Annotated in this window: 17 protein-coding genes and 1 pseudogene; 5 read left to right on the forward strand and 13 right to left on the reverse strand. The window is 42.6% G+C overall.

Translation table 11 applies throughout. From position 1 onward, the window contains the following. Window positions 1-221: 221 nt before the first annotated feature. Complete coding sequence (locus tag FRX45_RS22910; RefSeq protein WP_152270818.1) at window positions 222-1,292, forward strand: sensor histidine kinase; 1,071 nt, start codon at window positions 222-224, stop codon at window positions 1,290-1,292. Then, on the forward strand, window positions 1,289-2,002 hold the full coding sequence (locus FRX45_RS22915; RefSeq protein ID WP_226805538.1) for a LytR/AlgR family response regulator transcription factor: 714 nt from the start codon (window positions 1,289-1,291) through the stop codon (window positions 2,000-2,002). The genes FRX45_RS22910 and FRX45_RS22915 overlap by 4 nt, the downstream gene beginning before the upstream one ends. A gap of 4 nt (window positions 2,003-2,006) precedes the next feature. On the opposite strand, the gene FRX45_RS22920 is transcribed toward FRX45_RS22915, so the two are convergent. The 5 genes from FRX45_RS22920 to dtd form a co-directional block, all read right to left on the reverse strand. Continuing rightward, window positions 2,007-3,014, reverse strand: coding sequence for a vWA domain-containing protein (locus FRX45_RS22920; RefSeq protein ID WP_152270819.1), 1,008 nt, complete (start codon window positions 3,012-3,014; stop codon window positions 2,007-2,009). A 2-nt stretch (window positions 3,015-3,016) separates the two neighbouring features. Then, a complete protein-coding gene (locus FRX45_RS22925) occupies window positions 3,017-4,048 on the reverse strand; it encodes a BatD family protein (protein ID WP_152270820.1) in 1,032 nt (343 codons plus the stop codon). A 21-nt stretch (window positions 4,049-4,069) separates the two neighbouring features. Further along, window positions 4,070-4,993: a DUF58 domain-containing protein gene (locus FRX45_RS22930; protein WP_152270821.1), complete on the reverse strand. Its 924-nt coding sequence runs from the start codon at window positions 4,991-4,993 to the stop codon at window positions 4,070-4,072. A 396-nt stretch (window positions 4,994-5,389) separates the two neighbouring features. Beyond that, entirely contained in the window at window positions 5,390-6,391 is a 1,002-nt protein-coding gene (locus FRX45_RS22935) for an AAA family ATPase (RefSeq protein ID WP_152270822.1), read from the reverse strand. A gap of 105 nt (window positions 6,392-6,496) precedes the next feature. Further along, the gene (gene dtd, locus FRX45_RS22940; RefSeq protein WP_152270823.1) at window positions 6,497-6,949 is read right to left on the reverse strand and encodes a D-aminoacyl-tRNA deacylase; all 453 of its coding nucleotides are present in this window, start codon (window positions 6,947-6,949) and stop codon (window positions 6,497-6,499) included. 159 nt (window positions 6,950-7,108) lie between these two features. Between dtd and arfB the strand changes: the two are divergent. The 3 genes and pseudogenes from arfB to FRX45_RS22955 all read left to right on the forward strand — a co-directional run. Next, window positions 7,109-7,492: pseudogene (gene arfB, locus FRX45_RS22945) on the forward strand (alternative ribosome rescue aminoacyl-tRNA hydrolase ArfB); the annotation flags it as partial. Between the two features lie 111 nt (window positions 7,493-7,603). Continuing rightward, on the forward strand, window positions 7,604-8,374 hold the full coding sequence (locus FRX45_RS22950; RefSeq protein WP_152270825.1) for an MbnP family protein: 771 nt from the start codon (window positions 7,604-7,606) through the stop codon (window positions 8,372-8,374). Continuing rightward, window positions 8,371-9,414, forward strand: a complete 1,044-nt coding sequence (locus FRX45_RS22955) for a cytochrome-c peroxidase (RefSeq protein WP_152270826.1) — start codon at window positions 8,371-8,373, stop codon at window positions 9,412-9,414. Before FRX45_RS22950 ends, FRX45_RS22955 begins: the two co-directional genes overlap by 4 nt. Before the next feature lie 7 nt (window positions 9,415-9,421). On the opposite strand, the gene FRX45_RS22960 is transcribed toward FRX45_RS22955, so the two are convergent. The 8 genes from FRX45_RS22960 to rlmD all read right to left on the reverse strand — a co-directional run bounded on the left by FRX45_RS22960 (window position 9,422) and on the right by rlmD (window position 17,736). Further along, window positions 9,422-10,000 (reverse strand): HNH endonuclease, encoded by a 579-nt coding sequence (locus FRX45_RS22960; RefSeq protein WP_226805539.1) that lies wholly within the window; start codon window positions 9,998-10,000, stop codon window positions 9,422-9,424. 399 nt (window positions 10,001-10,399) lie between these two features. After that, complete coding sequence (locus tag FRX45_RS22965) at window positions 10,400-10,990, reverse strand: TetR/AcrR family transcriptional regulator (protein ID WP_152270827.1); 591 nt, start codon at window positions 10,988-10,990, stop codon at window positions 10,400-10,402. A 196-nt stretch (window positions 10,991-11,186) separates the two neighbouring features. Then, window positions 11,187-11,786, reverse strand: a complete 600-nt coding sequence (locus FRX45_RS22970) for a DNA-3-methyladenine glycosylase family protein (RefSeq protein ID WP_152270828.1) — start codon at window positions 11,784-11,786, stop codon at window positions 11,187-11,189. A 10-nt stretch (window positions 11,787-11,796) separates the two neighbouring features. Beyond that, window positions 11,797-13,299 carry a cysteine--tRNA ligase gene (cysS, locus tag FRX45_RS22975; protein WP_152270829.1) on the reverse strand — a complete coding sequence of 501 codons (1,503 nt, stop codon included), beginning with the start codon at window positions 13,297-13,299 and terminating at the stop codon, window positions 11,797-11,799. Between the two features lie 91 nt (window positions 13,300-13,390). After that, window positions 13,391-14,539: an endonuclease/exonuclease/phosphatase family protein gene (locus FRX45_RS22980; protein ID WP_152270830.1), complete on the reverse strand. Its 1,149-nt coding sequence runs from the start codon at window positions 14,537-14,539 to the stop codon at window positions 13,391-13,393. Between the two features lie 9 nt (window positions 14,540-14,548). Continuing rightward, complete coding sequence (locus FRX45_RS22985; protein WP_152270831.1) at window positions 14,549-15,472, reverse strand: rhomboid family intramembrane serine protease; 924 nt, start codon at window positions 15,470-15,472, stop codon at window positions 14,549-14,551. Between the two features lie 39 nt (window positions 15,473-15,511). Beyond that, window positions 15,512-16,222, reverse strand: coding sequence for a rhomboid family intramembrane serine protease (locus FRX45_RS22990; RefSeq protein ID WP_152270832.1), 711 nt, complete (start codon window positions 16,220-16,222; stop codon window positions 15,512-15,514). A gap of 83 nt (window positions 16,223-16,305) precedes the next feature. Further along, on the reverse strand, window positions 16,306-17,736 hold the full coding sequence (rlmD, locus tag FRX45_RS22995; RefSeq protein ID WP_152270833.1) for a 23S rRNA (uracil(1939)-C(5))-methyltransferase RlmD: 1,431 nt from the start codon (window positions 17,734-17,736) through the stop codon (window positions 16,306-16,308). Window positions 17,737-17,929 lie beyond the last annotated feature (193 nt).

Raw genomic sequence — 17,929 nt, forward strand, 5'->3', positions numbered from 1 at the left:
TGACTACGAAACAGCGAGAAAATTCGTATTAGAAACCCTTGACCAGGAAATTAAAGACAATACGGCAACAACAATCAGGCAAATAGAATTATACGGATTTCTAATTGACATCGGTTGCGACACTTCAAATGATATTGCCTAACTTAATACCGGTTATCGTTTATTTGCGCTGTTTGTCTATTACTTTTTTTTGAACAGCTCAAATTACATTATTTGCCATTATGGTTAATGTACTCCATAGAACCATCCGCCTTCCTTTATCTGAGCGTTTTGTACCGGTAAGGTACGCCCTTGTTCATGCCGCATACTGGATCATGATCACCGCTTTTTTTATTTATGAGAAAAAATACATGATCGTAAAAGCAGGACTTCCCTCCTTTGTTACCTGCGTATCTGTGCGGCTGCTGTTGCTTATCGCCATTGCATATATCAACCTGCATTACCTGCTTCCCCGGTACCTGCTTACCGTCAAATACCTGAAATATTTTTTTTTCGTATTGCTTTCCATAGCCGGGTACCTGCTGGTACAGGGATTGTTCGATATTTTTTTATATGGTTACGTTCTTGGGCCTATGAGAAGAAATTTCTTTTGGGAAACGATCTCTTATAATTTCTTCAGCACGCTATGGTATATCGGTATTATGGTGGCGCTAAAATTTAGTATTGACTGGTACGAACAAAAACGGATCCTTCAAAAAATCGCAGTTGAAAAATTGCAGGCCGAAGTAAATTATCTCCGCTCGCAGGTAAATCCGCATTTCCTTTTTAATGCGCTCAATAACCTGTATTCACTCACGCTAAAAAAATCGGACGCGGCTCCGGATGTAGTATTGCGGTTGTCGGATATGATGGAGTATATGCTCTACGACAGCGATGATACTTTTGTGCCGCTGGAAAAGGAGGTGCAGTACCTGCGCAATTATATTGAACTGGAAAAATTAAGATACGGCGAACATGCAGATATACAATTAAAGACAGAAGGGGATATGTCGTGCATTATGATTGCCCCTCTTTTACTGCTGCCTCTGGTAGAGAATGCTTTTAAGCATGGTGCAAGCAGGTCTGCCGGCAAATCGTGGCTGCGTTGTACAGTTAAAGCAACAAATCATGACCTGCATACCACTGTTGAAAACAGCAAACAGCCGGGCGATACCCGTAATCATGCAAAAGGAGGGATAGGACTAACAAACCTGAATAAACGCCTGGAATTATTATATCCCGGCAGGTATTCGCTTGATATACGTAACCAGGAAGATCATTTTTATGTTTCATTACACATCCGGTTCTCATGATGCTGAATTGTATTATCATAGACGATGAGCCACTGGCCTGCGATGTACTGGAAGATCATCTGCACAAACTGGAGGATGCCCGTTTACTGCACACCTTTCATAATGCCGGTGATGCATTGCCATTTCTGCAAAACCAGGCCGTGGACATCCTTTTCCTTGATATTGAAATGCCTGAAATAAGCGGTATAGCGCTTTTAAAAAAACTTCGGCACCCCCCACTTACTGTTTTTACAACGGCTTACCGCGATTATGCTTTTGAAGGATACGAGTTGGGTGTAATAGACTTTTTACTGAAGCCTGTGTCTTTTCCAAGGTTTGTGCAGGCTGTGGAAAAGGCCAAGGATTTTTTGATGCTCAAAGAACAAAATGCATTGCTTGAAGAAGATGGCAATACACCGGGCTTCGTGTTTGTAAAGAGCGGTGTACAAAAAATTAAGCTGCAATTTGACGAGGTAACCTATATCCAGGGTTTGAAGGATTACGCCATTATACACCATACCGGGGGGAAGGTTGTAATTAAGGGCCCGGTAAAATCCATGCATGCCATTTTCCCGGAAAAGCTTTTTATGCGGGTGCATAAGTCGTTCATTGTAGCTAAAGAGAAAATTATAAGAATAGAAAGAAGCAAGATTATTTTAAAAGATCACCAGGTGCCTATAGGCAGAAACTATAAGGAAGAAGTGGAGCAATGGATGACAGGTAAAAGATAAAGCGCTATGGAAACTGCCTGAACACTGTTAACCGCATCAGCAATTCGGCAAAAATAAACCCAATTGCCATTAATGCAAGCGGATGAAAGCGCTCGGTATACAACCGGGTAGTAGTAATATTAATTTTTGTTTTTTCAAGCTGATCTATTTCCCGGTAGATCGCTTCAAGTCCCTGGTTGGCTTTGGCACGAAAATATTGCCCTCCTGTTTCAGCCGCAATTTCTTTTAACAGGGGTTCATCAATATTCACTTTTTCCTGTTGCATAATGATTTGTCCCCCCGGCCCCGGCACTGGCGTGCTGGCATAACCAATCGATCCCATACCAATGGTATACACCTTAACTCCCATAGATTTGGCAATTTCTTTGGCCGTTTTGGGATCAATCAACCCGCCGTTGTTTTCACCATCGGTAAGCAATATTACCACTTTGCTTTTGGCTTCACTGCTGCGTAAGCGGTCAACGCTTGTGGCCAACCCCGATCCTATTGCTGTTCCATCTACCAAAAACCCTCCATCCACCTGGTATATCTGCGATTCCAATACGGCATGATCACCCGTAACCGGGCATTGCGTAAAGCTCTCCCCCGCAAATATTACCAGTCCTATCCGGTCTGCCGGCCGGTTCCGCACAAAATCTCCCGCAACTTTTTTGGCTGCCTCCAGCCTGTTGGGATGAAAATCCTGGGCCAGCATGCTGCCGCTTACATCAAGGCACAGCACAATATCTATTCCTTCTCCTTCCACATTTTTTTCATCGTTATGGGTTTGCGGCCTGGCCAGCGCCAGGATAATACAGGTAAGCGCCAGCATCCGCAATACAAAAGGAATATACCTGAGCTTGCTTTTGAGTGAATGGGTATTGCGGAAACTTTTAAGTGAAGAAACCATCATGGTACCGCGCAGCCTGCCGGCATAACCGATATACCACCCTGCCAGTACGGGAATAATCAGCAGCAGGAACAATACCCCGGGATATGCAAATTCGATATGTTCAAAATAATCTCTGAGCACTTTTATTGTTTTAAATGATCCAGCGCCCTTATCACTTTTTCGATAGTATGCAGTGAGGCGGAAGCCAGATCCTTCCCTGGCTGATACCTGGCGAACTTAACGGCATCGGATATGCGCAATGCTTCAGCAGTTTCACTTACCATTTGTTTATCCAGCATACTGTTAAGCAGCAACAACAATTCATCTGTTGTTTTTTGTAAAGCCGGGATGCTGAATCTCCTTTCTGTATACACTTTAAATATGCCTGTTAATACACTGTACTGTTTTTTCCATTCCTCATTATTTGCCAACTGTTCGGACTCCAGCGCACGGAGCCTGTTTAATGCTTCTTCCAGCGGGGAAAGGGGGCTGGTATGCGCACCGGCAGCTATTGGCTTACCCGTTCTTGATTTTAGCCATAACCATACTAAAATGCCCAGTGCCGCTAATGATAATATGCCCGCCACCCAGTACCACCAGGGCGTTTTTGCATCGGGCACATCAATGATCTCTCTTATATCGTGATAGGTACTGTCTTTTAATTGTACGGGAACAATGGTTAGCGCCAGCGAATCGGTATACACTATTTTTTTATTGATGCTAACCCCCAAAGCAGGGATCATCCATATGCCCTGGTCAAAACCGGTAATGGTAAAAGTCTGGCGATATGTTGTAACCGATGCCTCAGCAACAGAATCTACGGGCGACCGGTTTAATATTTCAAGATGATTAAAACTGTCGGGCAGGTTAAACCATTGGATTAACGGGAGACCGGCAGTTGTTTTTACTTCTACTTTCAATTCAACGGGCTCGCCTATCAATACATGATCACGGTTTAAAGAAGCTTTTACTGAAGCAGTTTGAGCAACAACGGTACCTGTAAAAAAAAAGCAGGTTACCGGCAAAGCAAGCAGGAAAAAAAAACACTTTTGTAAAAGGCCGCCCCGGCGGTGGATGAATGTAAAACAAAATGGTTTGCTGTTATAATTACATCCAAAATCAGAATTACCCTGCCGCCCTGAAATATGCCATTCTATGTATATACTCTTTTTCATTGCAGGTTGCCGTCCGTCATTTTACTTTGCCGATTTCTTTCGTTTTAAAAAAAACTTTTGCAATACTTTTACGTAATCCTCATCGGTGCGCAGGTAAAGCAGATCGGCACCCGATTTTAAAAAAGAAAGCCGGCAGGCTTCCTCGTTCAGCACAAATTGTTCGTGATAATTATACTGTACCATTTTATCATTGGTATCAATCCATTGTGTTCTGCCCGTTTCCGCATCCCTCACCTGTGTTATACCAATTTCGGGTAGGTCCATATCCATTTTATCGTATACTTTAATACCAATTACGTCATGCCGGTTTCCGGCAACTCTTAAAGGATCATCATATTGCTCTACCATGAAATCGCTCAGGATAAAAGCAATGCTTTTTTGCTTAACCGCATTATTAAAAAACCGTACCGCTTCATTAAGATTAGTGCCTTTGCTTTTGGGTTGTACCGTTAATAACTCCCTAACGATATAGAGTACATGCTCTTTTCCTTTTTTGGGAGGAATATAAAATTCAATTTTATCGCTAAAAAAAATTACCCCTACTTTATCATTATTCGTTACGGCAGAAAAAGCCAGTACGGCGCATACTTCTGTGATCAGGTCTTTCTTTAGCTGATGCACGGTTCCAAACAATGAGCTGGCACTAATATCTACCAGCAGCATCATCGTAAGCTCTCTTTCTTCTTCAAACAGCTTACTAAAAGGAGCCCCCATGCGTGCAGAGACATTCCAGTCAATAAAACGAACATCATCGCCGGCACTGTACTCTCTTACTTCTTTAAACACCATTCCCCGGCCTTTGAACGCCGTATGGTATTCGCCGGTAAAGAGATTGGTAGTGAGCTTTTTGCTCCTGATCTCCAGTTCTTTTACTTTCTTTAATATGTCTGCTACGCTTAAAGTGCTGCCTGCACTTTTAACGTTAACGCGTTTTTTTGTTTTCAAATTGTTGTATTAGCTGTCAGCAATGAGCCGTCAGCTTTCAGTTGAGTAACTACTAATGATAAGCTACGTTCTCCTTCTTTCACGGCTCACTTTTCACCTCTTATCTTTTTTTCCTTCGGATTTAAAATTTATATTTTATTTGTTTTTTGTGATTTGGTTCTTGCTGCTTTACATTCCCTTCGAATTTCGCGTTTCAGGCTTCGGATTTAATATTTGCCTGTTCTGCTGAGGAACGAAGCATCTGTATATAATTTGGTTTTTGATGCTTTGTCATCCGCGGTTTGAGGGTTCCTTCGTTGCGTACCGACCGATTTCATCCACATTTCCCCTCGCTCTAAACCGATGAGGCTTCCCTACCCTGCAATTGCCAGCCCGAAACCTCATGGGTTTCGCTTCTCACGGTACATTCACTGCCCGTAATATTTCTTCAACCACAATTTCCGCGTTAATATTTTCAGCTTCCGCTTCATAGGTTAACCCTATGCGATGGCGGATCACATCTTTGGCAATACTTCTTACATCTTCGGGAATTACATATCCCCGCTTGCTTAAAAAAGCATGTGCTTTAGCCGCCAGTGCCAGGTTAATGGATGCACGGGGCGAACCCCCATAAGCGATCAGCGGCTTTAATTTATCTAACCGGTATTGCGATGGATTACGTGTGGCGAAAACAATATCCAGTATATAGTTTTCTATCTTTTCATCCATATATACTTCCCTCACCAGGTCTCTTGCCTGCAATACTTCCAGTGTGCTCACCACCTGTTTTACATCGGGTATTTTAGTGCGATTCAAATTTTGACGAACAATAAGCAGTTCTTCTTCCCGGCTGGGATAATCTATGATCACTTTTAGCATAAAGCGGTCAACCTGTGCTTCCGGCAAAGGATAGGTCCCTTCCTGGTCAATGGGATTTTGTGTTGCCAGCACCAAAAAAGGCTCATCTAATTTATAGGTAGATTCGCCAATGGTTACCTGCCTTTCCTGCATGGCTTCCAGCAAAGCGCTCTGCACTTTAGCAGGGGCGCGGTTAATTTCATCGGCCAATATAAAATTGGCAAAAATGGGGCCCTTACGCACCACAAATTCATGCTTTTGCTGGTGATAGATCATGGTTCCAATTACATCGGCGGGCAACAGGTCGGGCGTAAACTGTATGCGGCTGAATTTGGCATGCACCGCCTGGGCCAGCGACTTTATAGAAAGGGTTTTCGCCAGTCCCGGAACGCCTTCCAGCAGCACATGTCCATTGCTCAATAGCCCGATCAGCAGCCGGTTAATCATATATTGCTGACCAACAATGATTTTAGCGATTTCGCTTTCCAAACGATCAACAAAGGAACCGGCCTCCTGTATCCTTTCATTTAACCGGCGGATATCTTCTGCAGTTTGTAACATAATGTATAAAGCGGATTTATGTGGTATAAGGCGTAACCTACCTGGTTTTGTAACGCAATGATACGCCTGAAGTTGCAAAGCCTTTGCCAAAAATTACTGAACAGGTCATTCTTTGTTTTTAGAATCTATTATAATGGTCACCGGCCCATCGTTGATGAGTGCCACTTTCATATCGGCTCCAAAAACACCTGTTTGTATCTTTTTTCCCAAATCCTGTTCCAGTTGTGCAATCGTTTTTTCATACAGGGGTATTGCAAAATCACCTTTACTTGCCCTGCTGTACGAAGGGCGGTTACCTTTTTTGGTAGAAGCATGCAAAGTAAACTGGCTCACCAATAAGATATCTCCGCCGGCATCTTTTATACTTACATTCATCACACCCTCTTCATCATTAAAAATACGCATATTCACCATCTTGGCGCTTAGCCATTCCAGGTCTTCTGTACTATCGGCATCGGTTATACCCAACAATACCAGCAGTCCTTTTTTAATGATACCGGTTATTTTTCCTTCCGTCGTAACCGAAGCTTCCGAAACACGTTGTATTACTGCACGCATGAATGTTTGCTTTGCTCCGCTGCAAGTTAATGTGAAAACAAATTGGCGGAAAAAAACTAATTTCCCTGTACAATCCAATGCTTATATGTGCATTGAACAAATGATAAGCAACCGGCAAGGTACAGATAACGTAGTATGAGCAAAGTAAACATCCATAAGGAAATAATATTTAAAACTGCCAGGAGCGGTGGTAAAGGCGGTCAAAACGTTAACAAGGTGGAGACCATGGTGGAAGGATATTTTGATATTGACCGGTCGGACCTTTTAGATGAAGAACAAAAGCAACTGGTAAAGCAAAAGCTCCCCAATAAAATTAATGCCGAGGGACTATTGCTGGTGAAATCGCAGGCAGAGCGCACGCAGTTGGGCAATAAGCAATTGGTGGTAAAAAAGATGAACGACCTCATTAACCAATCCTTAATAAAACCCCGCAAAAGAATAGCCAGCAAACCCAGCAAAGCCGCTAAACAAAAGCGGATTGATGAAAAGAAAATAAAGGGGCAAATAAAGGAAGGAAGACGCAGGGTTAGACCGGAGGAATGAGACAACGCGGGTGCGTTCCAAATCAGCTACGCAGCATGGCTACCGTAAAAACTCAATCACATATCACCATTTTCTTTCTCCCTTTTTTAGCATTATCTTTAAGATACCATTATGAAAGCAGGTTCCGGTTATATTTTATGCGCCTTTTTATTCCTGCTGTGCGGCTGCCAGAAAGAATTAAAAAACGATAATAGTACAGGAAAATCCTATACTGTTCACATCGTATTCCAGCCTGTTGTACAAGGTCAGCCTTTGGTCTTCAATCAACCCTATACCAATGCTTTTGGCGAAGATTATACGGTTACCGCCTTTAGGTTTTATGTAAGTGCTTTATCGCTGAAAAACAACAATACCGGCTTACCGGTAGCCGGTGAAGTTAAATACCGGCTGGCAGATGCAGCCATTGGCAATACCCTTTCCTTCACCGTTTCCACTGATCAAAATATCTTCAATGGTCTTTCTTTCCAGATAGGAGTAGATAGCATTGATAACGTAAGCGGCGCCCGGAGCGGCGACCTTGATCCGGCCAAAGGCATGTTCTGGACATGGAACAGTGGCTATATTATGGCCAAGCTCGAAGGGGCTTCTTCTTATTCTGTTGTTCCCGATGGTAATTTTACCTACCATATTGGCGGATTTAGCGGGGAAAACCAAACCATCCGTTCCATTTTACTTTCCACCCCGCAAAACCAGCAGATAACGCTAAAGGATGATCGTATGATCACCATACTTGTTAATGGCGATATTGATAAATGGTTCCACGGAGCACATGCTTTATCCATTGCTTCCAATGCCTTTGTGCACAGCCCCGGTTCATTAGCCAAATTATATGCAGATAATTATGCTGCCATGTTTAGTATTGCTTCAATCACGGAAGAATGATGCAGCGTACGGTCATATCAATCCTTATTGTCCTGTTGGGCGGATTTTTGTTCCTGGAGGCCTGTAAAAAACAGGAAGATGCAACCCCCGCACTTATACCGCTACAGTTCACTGTTCCCTCGGGTTTTCCGGAGCCCGTTTATAAATTTGAAAATAACCCGCTTACACAGCAGGGATTTGCATTAGGAAAGAAATTGTTTTTTGACGGGCGTCTTTCCAAAGACGGTAATTTCCCCTGCGCCTCCTGCCACCAGCAGTTTGCCGCGTTTGCCACATTTGATCATCCTTTCAGTCATGGTTTTAACAACCAGTTCACCACCCGCAATGCCCCCGGCTTGTTTAATGTGGCATGGATGAAGGAACTGCACTGGGATGGAGGCATCAACCATATAGAAGTGCAGCCGCTGGCGCCCATAGTTGCTGAAAATGAAATGGCGGAAACCATAGATAATGTAATTGCCAAACTAAAGGATGATGTCGCCTACCGGCAAATGTTCAAAACGGTTTTTGGCAATGAAGAGATCAATTCGCAAAGAATGCTCAAAGCATTAACGCAGTTTGTTGCTATGCTGGTTTCGGCCGATTCGAAATACGATAAAGTAAAAAGGGGAGCAGCTTCTTTTACGGAAGCCGAGGAGGCTGGCTACCAGGTTTTCCAGGTAAAATGCGCTGCCTGTCACACGGAACCGCTATTTACCGATAATTCGTTCCGAAATACCGGCCTGCCGGTAAACGATATAGTAAAAGATATAGGTCGTATGCGGATCACCGGCAATGCTGCCGATTCGCTGAAGTTTAAAGTGCCGAGCCTCAGAAATGTATTCCTCACTTTCCCCTACGGGCACGATGGCCGCTTTTATTCCGTGGGCGCTGTAATAGACCATTACCGTTCGGCTGTAGTTAACGGACCTACCACCGATCCGCTCGTAAAAGATAAAATAACGATCAGCGATTACGAAAAGCAGGATCTGCTGTCTTTTTTACGAACACTCACCGACTCTGCTTTTATCGGGGATAAAAGATTTGCCCAGGCGGAGTAAGCATCTGCTATATTTTTACATGCGCCCAGTTCTCTTTGGTTTTAATACGGTGAATTTGCATATCGGATACGCCGTATTTTTCGGCGATGGACTTGAGCGTATTTTTTTCTTTCAGCAATTTCTTTATCCCCTTCACCTTTCTGATATCAAGTTTCTCCCCTTTTTTTGTTGGATTTTCTTTGCGCCTTTTTATTGCAGCCTTCACCCGTGGATTCTTTTTGTTATGCGCCGATACTTCATCCTGGGTAGCCCATTTCAGGTTATTGTATTTATTGTTCTCATAATCATGGTCAAGATGAATGATGAATTTTTGCTTACCTTTTGGCTTGGGCAAAAAATGTTGTGCTACCAGGCGGTGGACCAAAGCGGTATAATAATCACCATTGAGTTTTTTTCGCCATATAGGATAATTGGCCTGCCTGCTCAACCGCAATACAAAACCGTCTGACAGGCGCTTATTGTATTTTATTAGCCTGCCGTGATTGGAAATTGCGTATTTGTACCAAACAGCCCCCTTAGATTCGTGCTCGGGAAGGTCTTTCCAAATTTCATTCGGACGCATTTTTACGGATTCTCTGATAGCCATTTTATTTTATTTATGTCTGAATAAATGATACAGGTTCAAAAAGCAATAATGTTTCCAACAGGAAGCCGCCTGTAAATTCATAGAAAGGGTTATTAATACCAACCGGAATAAGGAGTTATCCCGAAGTTACAACATCATCGAATATCAAAATCAATAATTACATTATTTGTTTTTGGGTGCGACCCGGCAGGTTAAAATAAGGCCCTGCTGCGATTCGTCCCCCGTGGTTGCCTGCTTAAGCGCTGAATTACGGTTAGCCGGTTCATATACCTGTTCTTTTGCATGACAAAAGTTTGCATAACGATTCCGGCATATCAAAGCTACGGAAACACAATCCGGTGTTTCTCTCGTTACTTTACAACGAGCATATGAAAGTGCAGTAACATCAACGTACTATGCCTATATCTTCAGCCCTTCAACCAGTATAATAATCATATTTTTTTCGAGTTGTTCAGCCGAAATTTTTTGTTTGGAACGATGCCACGATTCAATACCGCTTATGGCATGCAGCATGATCAATACTGCTGTAGGCGCATCAATAGCTTTAATTTCTTTTTTCCGGATCCCTTCTTCTATAATAGCGGCTAACCGCTGGCGGTAGCTTTTTCGCTGAACTTTATAATTGGATAAATAGGGCTCCGAAAGATGCCGCCATTCCCTGTCGGCCACATGCACATCTTCATAGTTATTAACCATATGCTGTATATGGAACCGCAGGATCGCTTTGATTTTATCAATAGAATGTTGTTTATTAACCTCAATTTTTTCGAGGTGCTCAATAAATATATTGGCCACCCTGAAACAAATATCCTGCAATATTTCTGCTTTAGATTGAATATGGTTGTACAGGCTGGCTGCTTCTACCCCTACATCTTCCGCTAAATCGCGCATGGATGTTCCGGAAAATCCTTTTTCCCTGAACAGCCTGGCTGCTTTGCTGATAATAACTTCCTTTTTTGTGCTGTTGCGCTGGGTTTTAATAGCAGGCATGGGTATTTGAGATTTCTGATTTGAGATTTAAGAACCTTAGCAGCCGGCGCCCGACGTGAGGAGGGCCAGACCGTTGGAGGTATTTAATTTTACTGTCATGCTAAGCCTACCCGCCGCGGCGGGGAACGAATCATGGTTCTTGTGATTTGGTTCTTTTGTATTCTTTCGAATTACGAATTTCATGATTGGGGCTTTTTTATCCCCCATCTTTCCATGCCCATAAATGCATACAGGCATAGGTACGGTAGGGCGCCCACTTTTCTGATATCTTTACTATTTGCTGCCTGAAGTCTTTCTTATCCGCAATATCCAGTTTATATAAACGCTTCATAGCAGTTTGAATGCCCAGGTCATCGGCCGAAAATACATCTTCCCGCTGAAGAGCAAACATCAGTAACATTTCCGCTGTCCACCTGCCCACACCTTTTATCTGCGTTACATATGTAATCACTTCTTCATTGTTCATACAACCGAGCTTGCTGGTTTCCATTCCCTGCTCTGCCGCAAATTTGGCTACGTTTAGCACGTAGCTGGTTTTGGCGCCAGACAAACCAATGGAGCGCAAAACATCAAACGGCGTTTGGCTGATTTCCAATGCAGTGGGCTTTCTTCCTCCATACAAGCCAAGAAAGCGTTTGTAAATAATATCCCCTACTTTAACTGAAAGCTGCTGGCTCATAATAGAAGCACACAGATAGATATGAATATCCCTTCTTTTCTTTAACTGAAAAGGAGGTTGCGCTGTGAGCAACTTCTTTAGTTTCCTGTCTTTACACAAATGTGCCACATAATGCATGGGTAGCTGTTTAAATAATGTTCCAGCTTACGTTGCCGTCTTTCTCATCTTTTAATAGGATGCCCTGTTGCTGAAGTTCGTTGCGTATTTTATCTGAGGTGGCAAAATCCTTTCTTGATCTTGCTTCCTTTCTTATTTGAATCAGTAACTGTAATACGCTGTCGAGCCGGCCGGTATCGGCGGTTTTATCATCTTTCAAGCCAAAAACATCAAGCAGGTAGGTTGTAAACTGCTTTTGCAATAATTCAAATGTAGGCCGGCTAATGCTATTGAGGGGGATCTGTCCTCCTTTAAAAGAATTGATAAGCGGAACCAGTTCAAACATATTGGCCAACACCCTGGCTGTATTGAAATCATCGCTCATTGAAATATCAAAATCAGCGATCAGTTCGCGGCAACGGTTATCGGTTTCAGCATTGGCAGCGTTCGTGCGAAGTGCGGATGCCTGCGATTGTAAGCTTCCAAGATTTTCATATGCTTCCCACAACCTTTTTAATCCTTTTTCGGCGGCCTGCAAAGCCTCATTGCTAAAATCGAGCGTGCTCCTGTAGTGCGTTTGAAGCATAAAAAAACGAACCGTCATCGGCGAATAGGCTTTTTCAAGCAGGGGATGATCGCCTGTAAATAACTGGCCGGGAAGAAAACCATTACCTGCACTTTTGCTCATTCTTGCGCCATTAACTGTAAGCATATTGGTATGGATCCAGTAATTGGCCGGACTTACATTATAGCAGGCCTGCGATTGTGCAATTTCATTGGTATGATGTGTTGCTGCAAGATCCATTCCCCCGCCATGAATATCGAACTGTTTGCCAAGATATTTTTCACTCATTGCCGAGCATTCTATATGCCAGCCCGGAAAACCCATGCCCCAGGGTGAGGGCCATTGCATTAAGTGCTCCGGCTTTGCTTTGATCCACAATGCAAAGTCGAGCCGCCCTTTTTTTTCATCCTGCCCGCTTAGGTCACGTGTGCCTTCCAGCAGATCTTCCAGTTTCCTGTTGGTAAGAATACCATAAGGTTTTTCGTTATTGTATTTCTCCACGTCAAAATAAACGGTACCATCAACTACATAAGCATAACCATTGTTGAGGATGTGCTTCACCATTTCAATTTGTTCGGAAATATGCCCCGTTGCTGTGGGTTCAATAGTAGGTGGAAGATTGTTAAATAATTCCATTACCTTATGAAAGCCCAGGGTGTATTTTTGAACAATTTCCATAGGCTCCAGTGCTTCGAGCCTCGCCTTTTTTGAAAACTTATCATCGCCCTCATCCCTGTCTCCCTCCAGGTGCCCGGCATCCGTTATATTACGTACATATCTTACTTTGTAGCCAAGGTATTTTAAGTAGCGGTATATAATATCAAATGAAATGAATGTGCGGCAATTGCCGAGATGTACATCACTGTAAACCGTAGGACCACATACATACATGCCCACATGCCCGGGTGTAATGGGAGAAAACACTTCTTTCTGCCTGGTCAATGAATTGTAAACCTTCAGTTCTGCCATAGCCTGGTTTAATATTGTGTATGTTTATTGCAAATATAAACGGAATAATATTTCAGCGTTAATCCATATTAAAAGCGCGGAATACCGTTCCTTATTTACCCGATAGCCGCACATCTGCTATCACAGGTATATGATCGGATAGTATCACGGGAATCCTTGTGCATTGCTGAACAGTAAACCGCGGATCAGTAAAAATATAATCAATCCTGATAGTAGGTAACTGCCGCATAAAATTGGAAGAAAAGCTATAGTAGGTCTGACCGAAACCGAATCCTTTAGCAATAAAAGCATCTCTTTTTTTATTTTTCACCGAAAAGTAAGCATAGGATCCGGGCACATCATTCAGATCCCCGCAAAAAATTTCAGGATAGGTGCTTTCATCTAATTGTTTACGTATAATATCGGTTTGTATTCCCCGCTTCTTAAAAGCAACGCGCATTTTCCGAACAATGTTTTTTGAGGCGTCTACCCTTTCATTGGCGCCGTTCCTGATCTTCGAAAAATCGCTATAATCCGCCGGCATAAACCGGTAGGATTGTAAATGGCCTGTAAAAATCCTGATGGTATCGTTCTGGTATACAATATCAGCACTCAGCAGGCTCTCCACTTTATCTTCTGCATTCTGAGGCATATATGTTTTTGCGGAATCTATAACAGGGTATTTTGAAAAAATGGCCGTTCCGCTGTAAAGGACTTTATATTTTACAAAGTCACCCGGGAAATAATAATACCGGTATCCCATCTTCCTGAGATGCGTGAGATTATTAAACCAATTGCTGGTTTCTATGGTAGAAAACTCCTGGATAGCAATGATGTCTGGGTCGTAATCGCGTATAACGTCAAATATACTTTCACGATGGGCAAGCCGCATTTCTGTGGTAGCACTTACTTCCCCGGGAAAAAAACCCTTGGTATTCCAGGTCATTATCCGCAAGGCGCCGGCTTCTTTTTTGTCTTTACTAAAAGCGCTTCCCGGATGAAAAGCAAAAACCGCAGAAATATTATTCCATCCCAGCAATAAGGCAATTATGGCAAGCCAGCTCCACCTTGATCTGGCAAACAACCAGCCTGTTAAAAAAAAACACAAGGTAATGAACAGGTAGGGAAAAGCCAGGCCAAGAAAACCAAAGACCCACCAGGTAGCCGGATTAAGGAAAGGTGACAGGCAGGCAGCCAGGAAGAAAATGATGATAACAATATAGATGACAAGTAAAAAGCGCCTGATGAATTGACAGAACATGCAGTAAAATTATAAATCTTCTTCGCTTGCGCGTTGCAATATCTCTTTCTCATCGGATGAAAGACTGCGATAGCCGGTTTGGTTGATTTTATCTAAGATTTCATCAATGCGTTGCTGGTTCAAATTAGGTTTCTTTTTATACGGTGGTTTCCCGTGCGTATCATAAAATATATTGCGCCTGGCCGAATCCGGCTTAGGTTCCTTGTCGGGATTAAATAAATCGAAAAACCAGTCGTAAACATTATTCATCCATCTACCCATATCCTGACCCCTGTCGAGCCGGTTTACAAATAAAAAGCCCATTGCTGCCCCCGCCAATTCGGCGCCATAAGCGGCAGGATTACCAAAAGAAGTTCCGGCAAAATTGATCACCGCATAAATCAATGTTAGTATCCATAAAGGTATGCCCCCATTAAGCATGGGAAAAATGCGATAACCCGGAGCGGCAACAGTAGCTGCAACAGCAATTGACATAACACAGGCGTTGGCTCCGGCCAATGCCATATTTGAAACACCAGGTGCAAGCGAGGGAATAACATTGCTACATAAAACATAGACTAAGGCGCCCGCAAGGCCACCATAAATGTAAATGGGAGCTAACTTCCGGCTACCAAATAAGCTTTGAATAATGAATCCAAAAGCCCATAACCAAAGCATATTGGCAATAAGGCTCCATATATCAATATGGGAAAACATGAAGGTAATTACCGTCCATGGACGGGTGATCAATTTGCCTGTATCGGCAGGCAATACGAACCAGGCTGCCACATCAGACTGAAACCGGGAAAGATCAATATCCGAGAGCTGGTATATAGAACGGATAAAAAAAAGAACAGCGGTAACCAGTATATTAAGAATAATGATCCGCACCAATGCATCATTATCCGCACCAAAAAAAACCTTTTTTGTTTTTGTTTGTTCAAGCACCCCCATACTTAAAAATTTACACTTCAAACTATCACCGTAAAATTACTAATAAAATCTTCTACGCTTTGTTTTATTCCAATACAATACCAACAAAAAGCCTACCAGAGCTCCACCCAGGTGTGCCCAATGGGCTACATTATCGCCGGCAGAATTGCTTACCCCCAAAAAGAATTCTATTGCCCCATAAAACAATACAAACCATTTGGCTTTAATGGGAATAAAAAAATACAAATATATAAGGCTATTAGGAAATAGATATCCAAAGGCGGCAAGGCAGCCAAAAACAGAGCCGGAGGCTCCTAAAGTAGGCGTATTGAGCTTAAAGCTTGGATTATATAATAACTGCTCTTGATCTTCTACAGGGTATGTCCTAAAAATATCTAACATGGCGGTATTCTCATAATATAAGACACCTAAATGAAGCATTGCGGCTCCTATGCCACAAATCATATAAAAAAATAAAAACCTTTTTGGCCCCAAATAGTTCTCTAATGCGCTTCCAAACATCCATAAAGCAAACATGTTAAAGAGAATATGAGTGAAGTCTCTCGGACTATGCAGAAACATGTAAGAGACTATTTGGTGAGGACGGAAGTAAACAGAACGAACATCATGCAAAGCAAAAAGGTTTTCCATGGAAAATGAGCCCGTCTTGCCAAAGATTATTTGAGCCAAATAAAATAACCCATTAATGATAAGCAGGTTTTTTATTACCAGTGGTAACACTCGAAATCCACCCGGACGAAATTCTGTCATAATGATTCAATTGATTATGTGCGAAAATAAACTATGGCTGATAATAAACCTTATAGTATGATCCGTTGCGCTGCACTATAACATTATCTTAGTTTTAACTGAACTACATTCTCTATATGATGGGTATGGGGAAACATATCTACAGGCTGCACTTTTGTTACCTCATATTTTTCATGCAGCAGTTGCAGGTCCCTGGCTTGCGTGGCACTGTTGCAACTTACATATACTACCAGTGGCGCCTGCATTTCTAATATTTTCCGCACCAATTTATCGTGCATACCGGCACGGGGCGGATCGGTAATAATCACATCGGGTTTCCCGTGCTGCATAAAAAAAGCATCATTGCATATATCAATTACATCTCCAGCAAAAAAGCCTGCATGCGCCATATTATTCAATAAGGCATTTTCTTTTGCATCGGCTATGGCTTCGGGTATCAGCTCCACACCTATAACTTTTTTTGCCAGTTTGCTTACAAAAATACCAATGCTGCCCGTACCGCAATACAGGTCATACACCGTTTCACTACCTGTTAATTCAGCAAACTCCCTGGCTACCTGGTATAATTTTTCGCCCTGACGGCTATTGGTTTGAAAAAAAGATTTCGGACTTATTTTGAACTGAAAATCTTCGAGCCATTCCGTAATATATCCTTTACCAAAATATATTTTAGGTTCCAGGTCGTATATGCTGTCATTTTTCTTTGCATTGATGGTATACAGCAAGGTAGTAATGGAAGGAACCCTGGCCAGTAAATGATCCATTAACTTTTTCCGTTCTGTCTTTTCTTCATATGCCAGACAAATATTTACCATTACCTCACCCGTAGTGCATACCCGTATAATGAGGTTACGCAGCCAGCCGGTGTGCCGGCGGATATCATAAAAAGGATAGCCCTGTTGTATAGAAAAATCACGCACGGTGTTTTTGATAAGATTGGTGGGTTCTTCCATCAGGTGGCAGGTGGTAATATCAATGACTTTATCAAAAATACGCGGCACATGGAAGCCAAGCGCCGGATCTTCTTTTCTTTCGGCGCGGGGTTGTAGTGGTAAGGGGTCATTTTGTATTTCATCCCATGTTTTATACCTGTGATTGCTAAAAGTAAATTCTAATTTATTGCGGTAGCGTACGGTTTTATCACAGCCCAGGATAGGCATTACAGGCGGCAAATGGATATGTCCCAGCCTGCGAAGATTTTGCTCCACTTCATTTTGTTTATATGCCAATTGCTTTTCATAAGGCAGCATTTGCCATTTACACCCTCCGCAAACCCCAAAATGACTGCAAAAAGGTTCTGTTCTGCTGGCAGACCAGGTATGAAAACGAATCGCTTTTCCTTCTGCCCAGTCCTTTTTATTTTTTCCCAACAATACATCCACCACATCGCCGGGTACTGCTCCCTCAATAAAAATAACTTTGCCATCAACCCTGCTCAGCGATTTTCCTTCTGCTGCGTAATCTTCCACCAGCAGTTGCTCCAATACCTGGTTTTTATTATTTTTTCTGCTCATGAACCGCAAAAGTAAGCGTTGTGCGTCATGCTGCGTCCAAACCTACAGCCAATCCTCATCTTCAAGCCATTAGTGTCCGGTAAAAATACTTGATTGATAAATTAAAAGGAGGCGAGTAGCCTCCTTTTTCGGTATTTTTAAGTTACCACACAAAAAAACAGCCGATGAGTAAAGGTACTTTTTTTACCGGACA

Source organism: Agriterribacter humi (genome assembly GCF_009192765.1).
Classification (GTDB): Bacteria; Bacteroidota; Bacteroidia; order Chitinophagales; family Chitinophagaceae; genus Agriterribacter; species Agriterribacter humi.

Coding starts and splice junctions, on each gene's coding strand:
- FRX45_RS22910 (WP_152270818.1), top strand. CDS start 222: ATGGTTAATGTACTCCATAGAACCATCCGCCTTCCTTTATCTGAGCGT.
- FRX45_RS22915 (WP_226805538.1), top strand. CDS start 1,289: ATGATGCTGAATTGTATTATCATAGACGATGAGCCACTGGCCTGCGAT.
- FRX45_RS22925 (WP_152270820.1), bottom strand. CDS start 4,048: ATGAAAAAGAGTATATACATAGAATGGCATATTTCAGGGCGGCAGGGT.
- FRX45_RS22935 (WP_152270822.1), bottom strand. CDS start 6,391: ATGTTACAAACTGCAGAAGATATCCGCCGGTTAAATGAAAGGATACAG.
- dtd (WP_152270823.1), bottom strand. CDS start 6,949: ATGCGTGCAGTAATACAACGTGTTTCGGAAGCTTCGGTTACGACGGAA.
- FRX45_RS22950 (WP_152270825.1), top strand. CDS start 7,604: ATGAAAGCAGGTTCCGGTTATATTTTATGCGCCTTTTTATTCCTGCTG.
- FRX45_RS22955 (WP_152270826.1), top strand. CDS start 8,371: ATGATGCAGCGTACGGTCATATCAATCCTTATTGTCCTGTTGGGCGGA.
- FRX45_RS22960 (WP_226805539.1), bottom strand. CDS start 10,000: ATGGCTATCAGAGAATCCGTAAAAATGCGTCCGAATGAAATTTGGAAA.
- FRX45_RS22965 (WP_152270827.1), bottom strand. CDS start 10,990: ATGCCTGCTATTAAAACCCAGCGCAACAGCACAAAAAAGGAAGTTATT.
- FRX45_RS22970 (WP_152270828.1), bottom strand. CDS start 11,786: ATGCATTATGTGGCACATTTGTGTAAAGACAGGAAACTAAAGAAGTTG.
- cysS (WP_152270829.1), bottom strand. CDS start 13,299: ATGGCAGAACTGAAGGTTTACAATTCATTGACCAGGCAGAAAGAAGTG.
- FRX45_RS22980 (WP_152270830.1), bottom strand. CDS start 14,539: ATGTTCTGTCAATTCATCAGGCGCTTTTTACTTGTCATCTATATTGTT.
- FRX45_RS22985 (WP_152270831.1), bottom strand. CDS start 15,472: ATGGGGGTGCTTGAACAAACAAAAACAAAAAAGGTTTTTTTTGGTGCG.
- FRX45_RS22990 (WP_152270832.1), bottom strand. CDS start 16,222: ATGACAGAATTTCGTCCGGGTGGATTTCGAGTGTTACCACTGGTAATA.
- rlmD (WP_152270833.1), bottom strand. CDS start 17,736: ATGAGCAGAAAAAATAATAAAAACCAGGTATTGGAGCAACTGCTGGTG.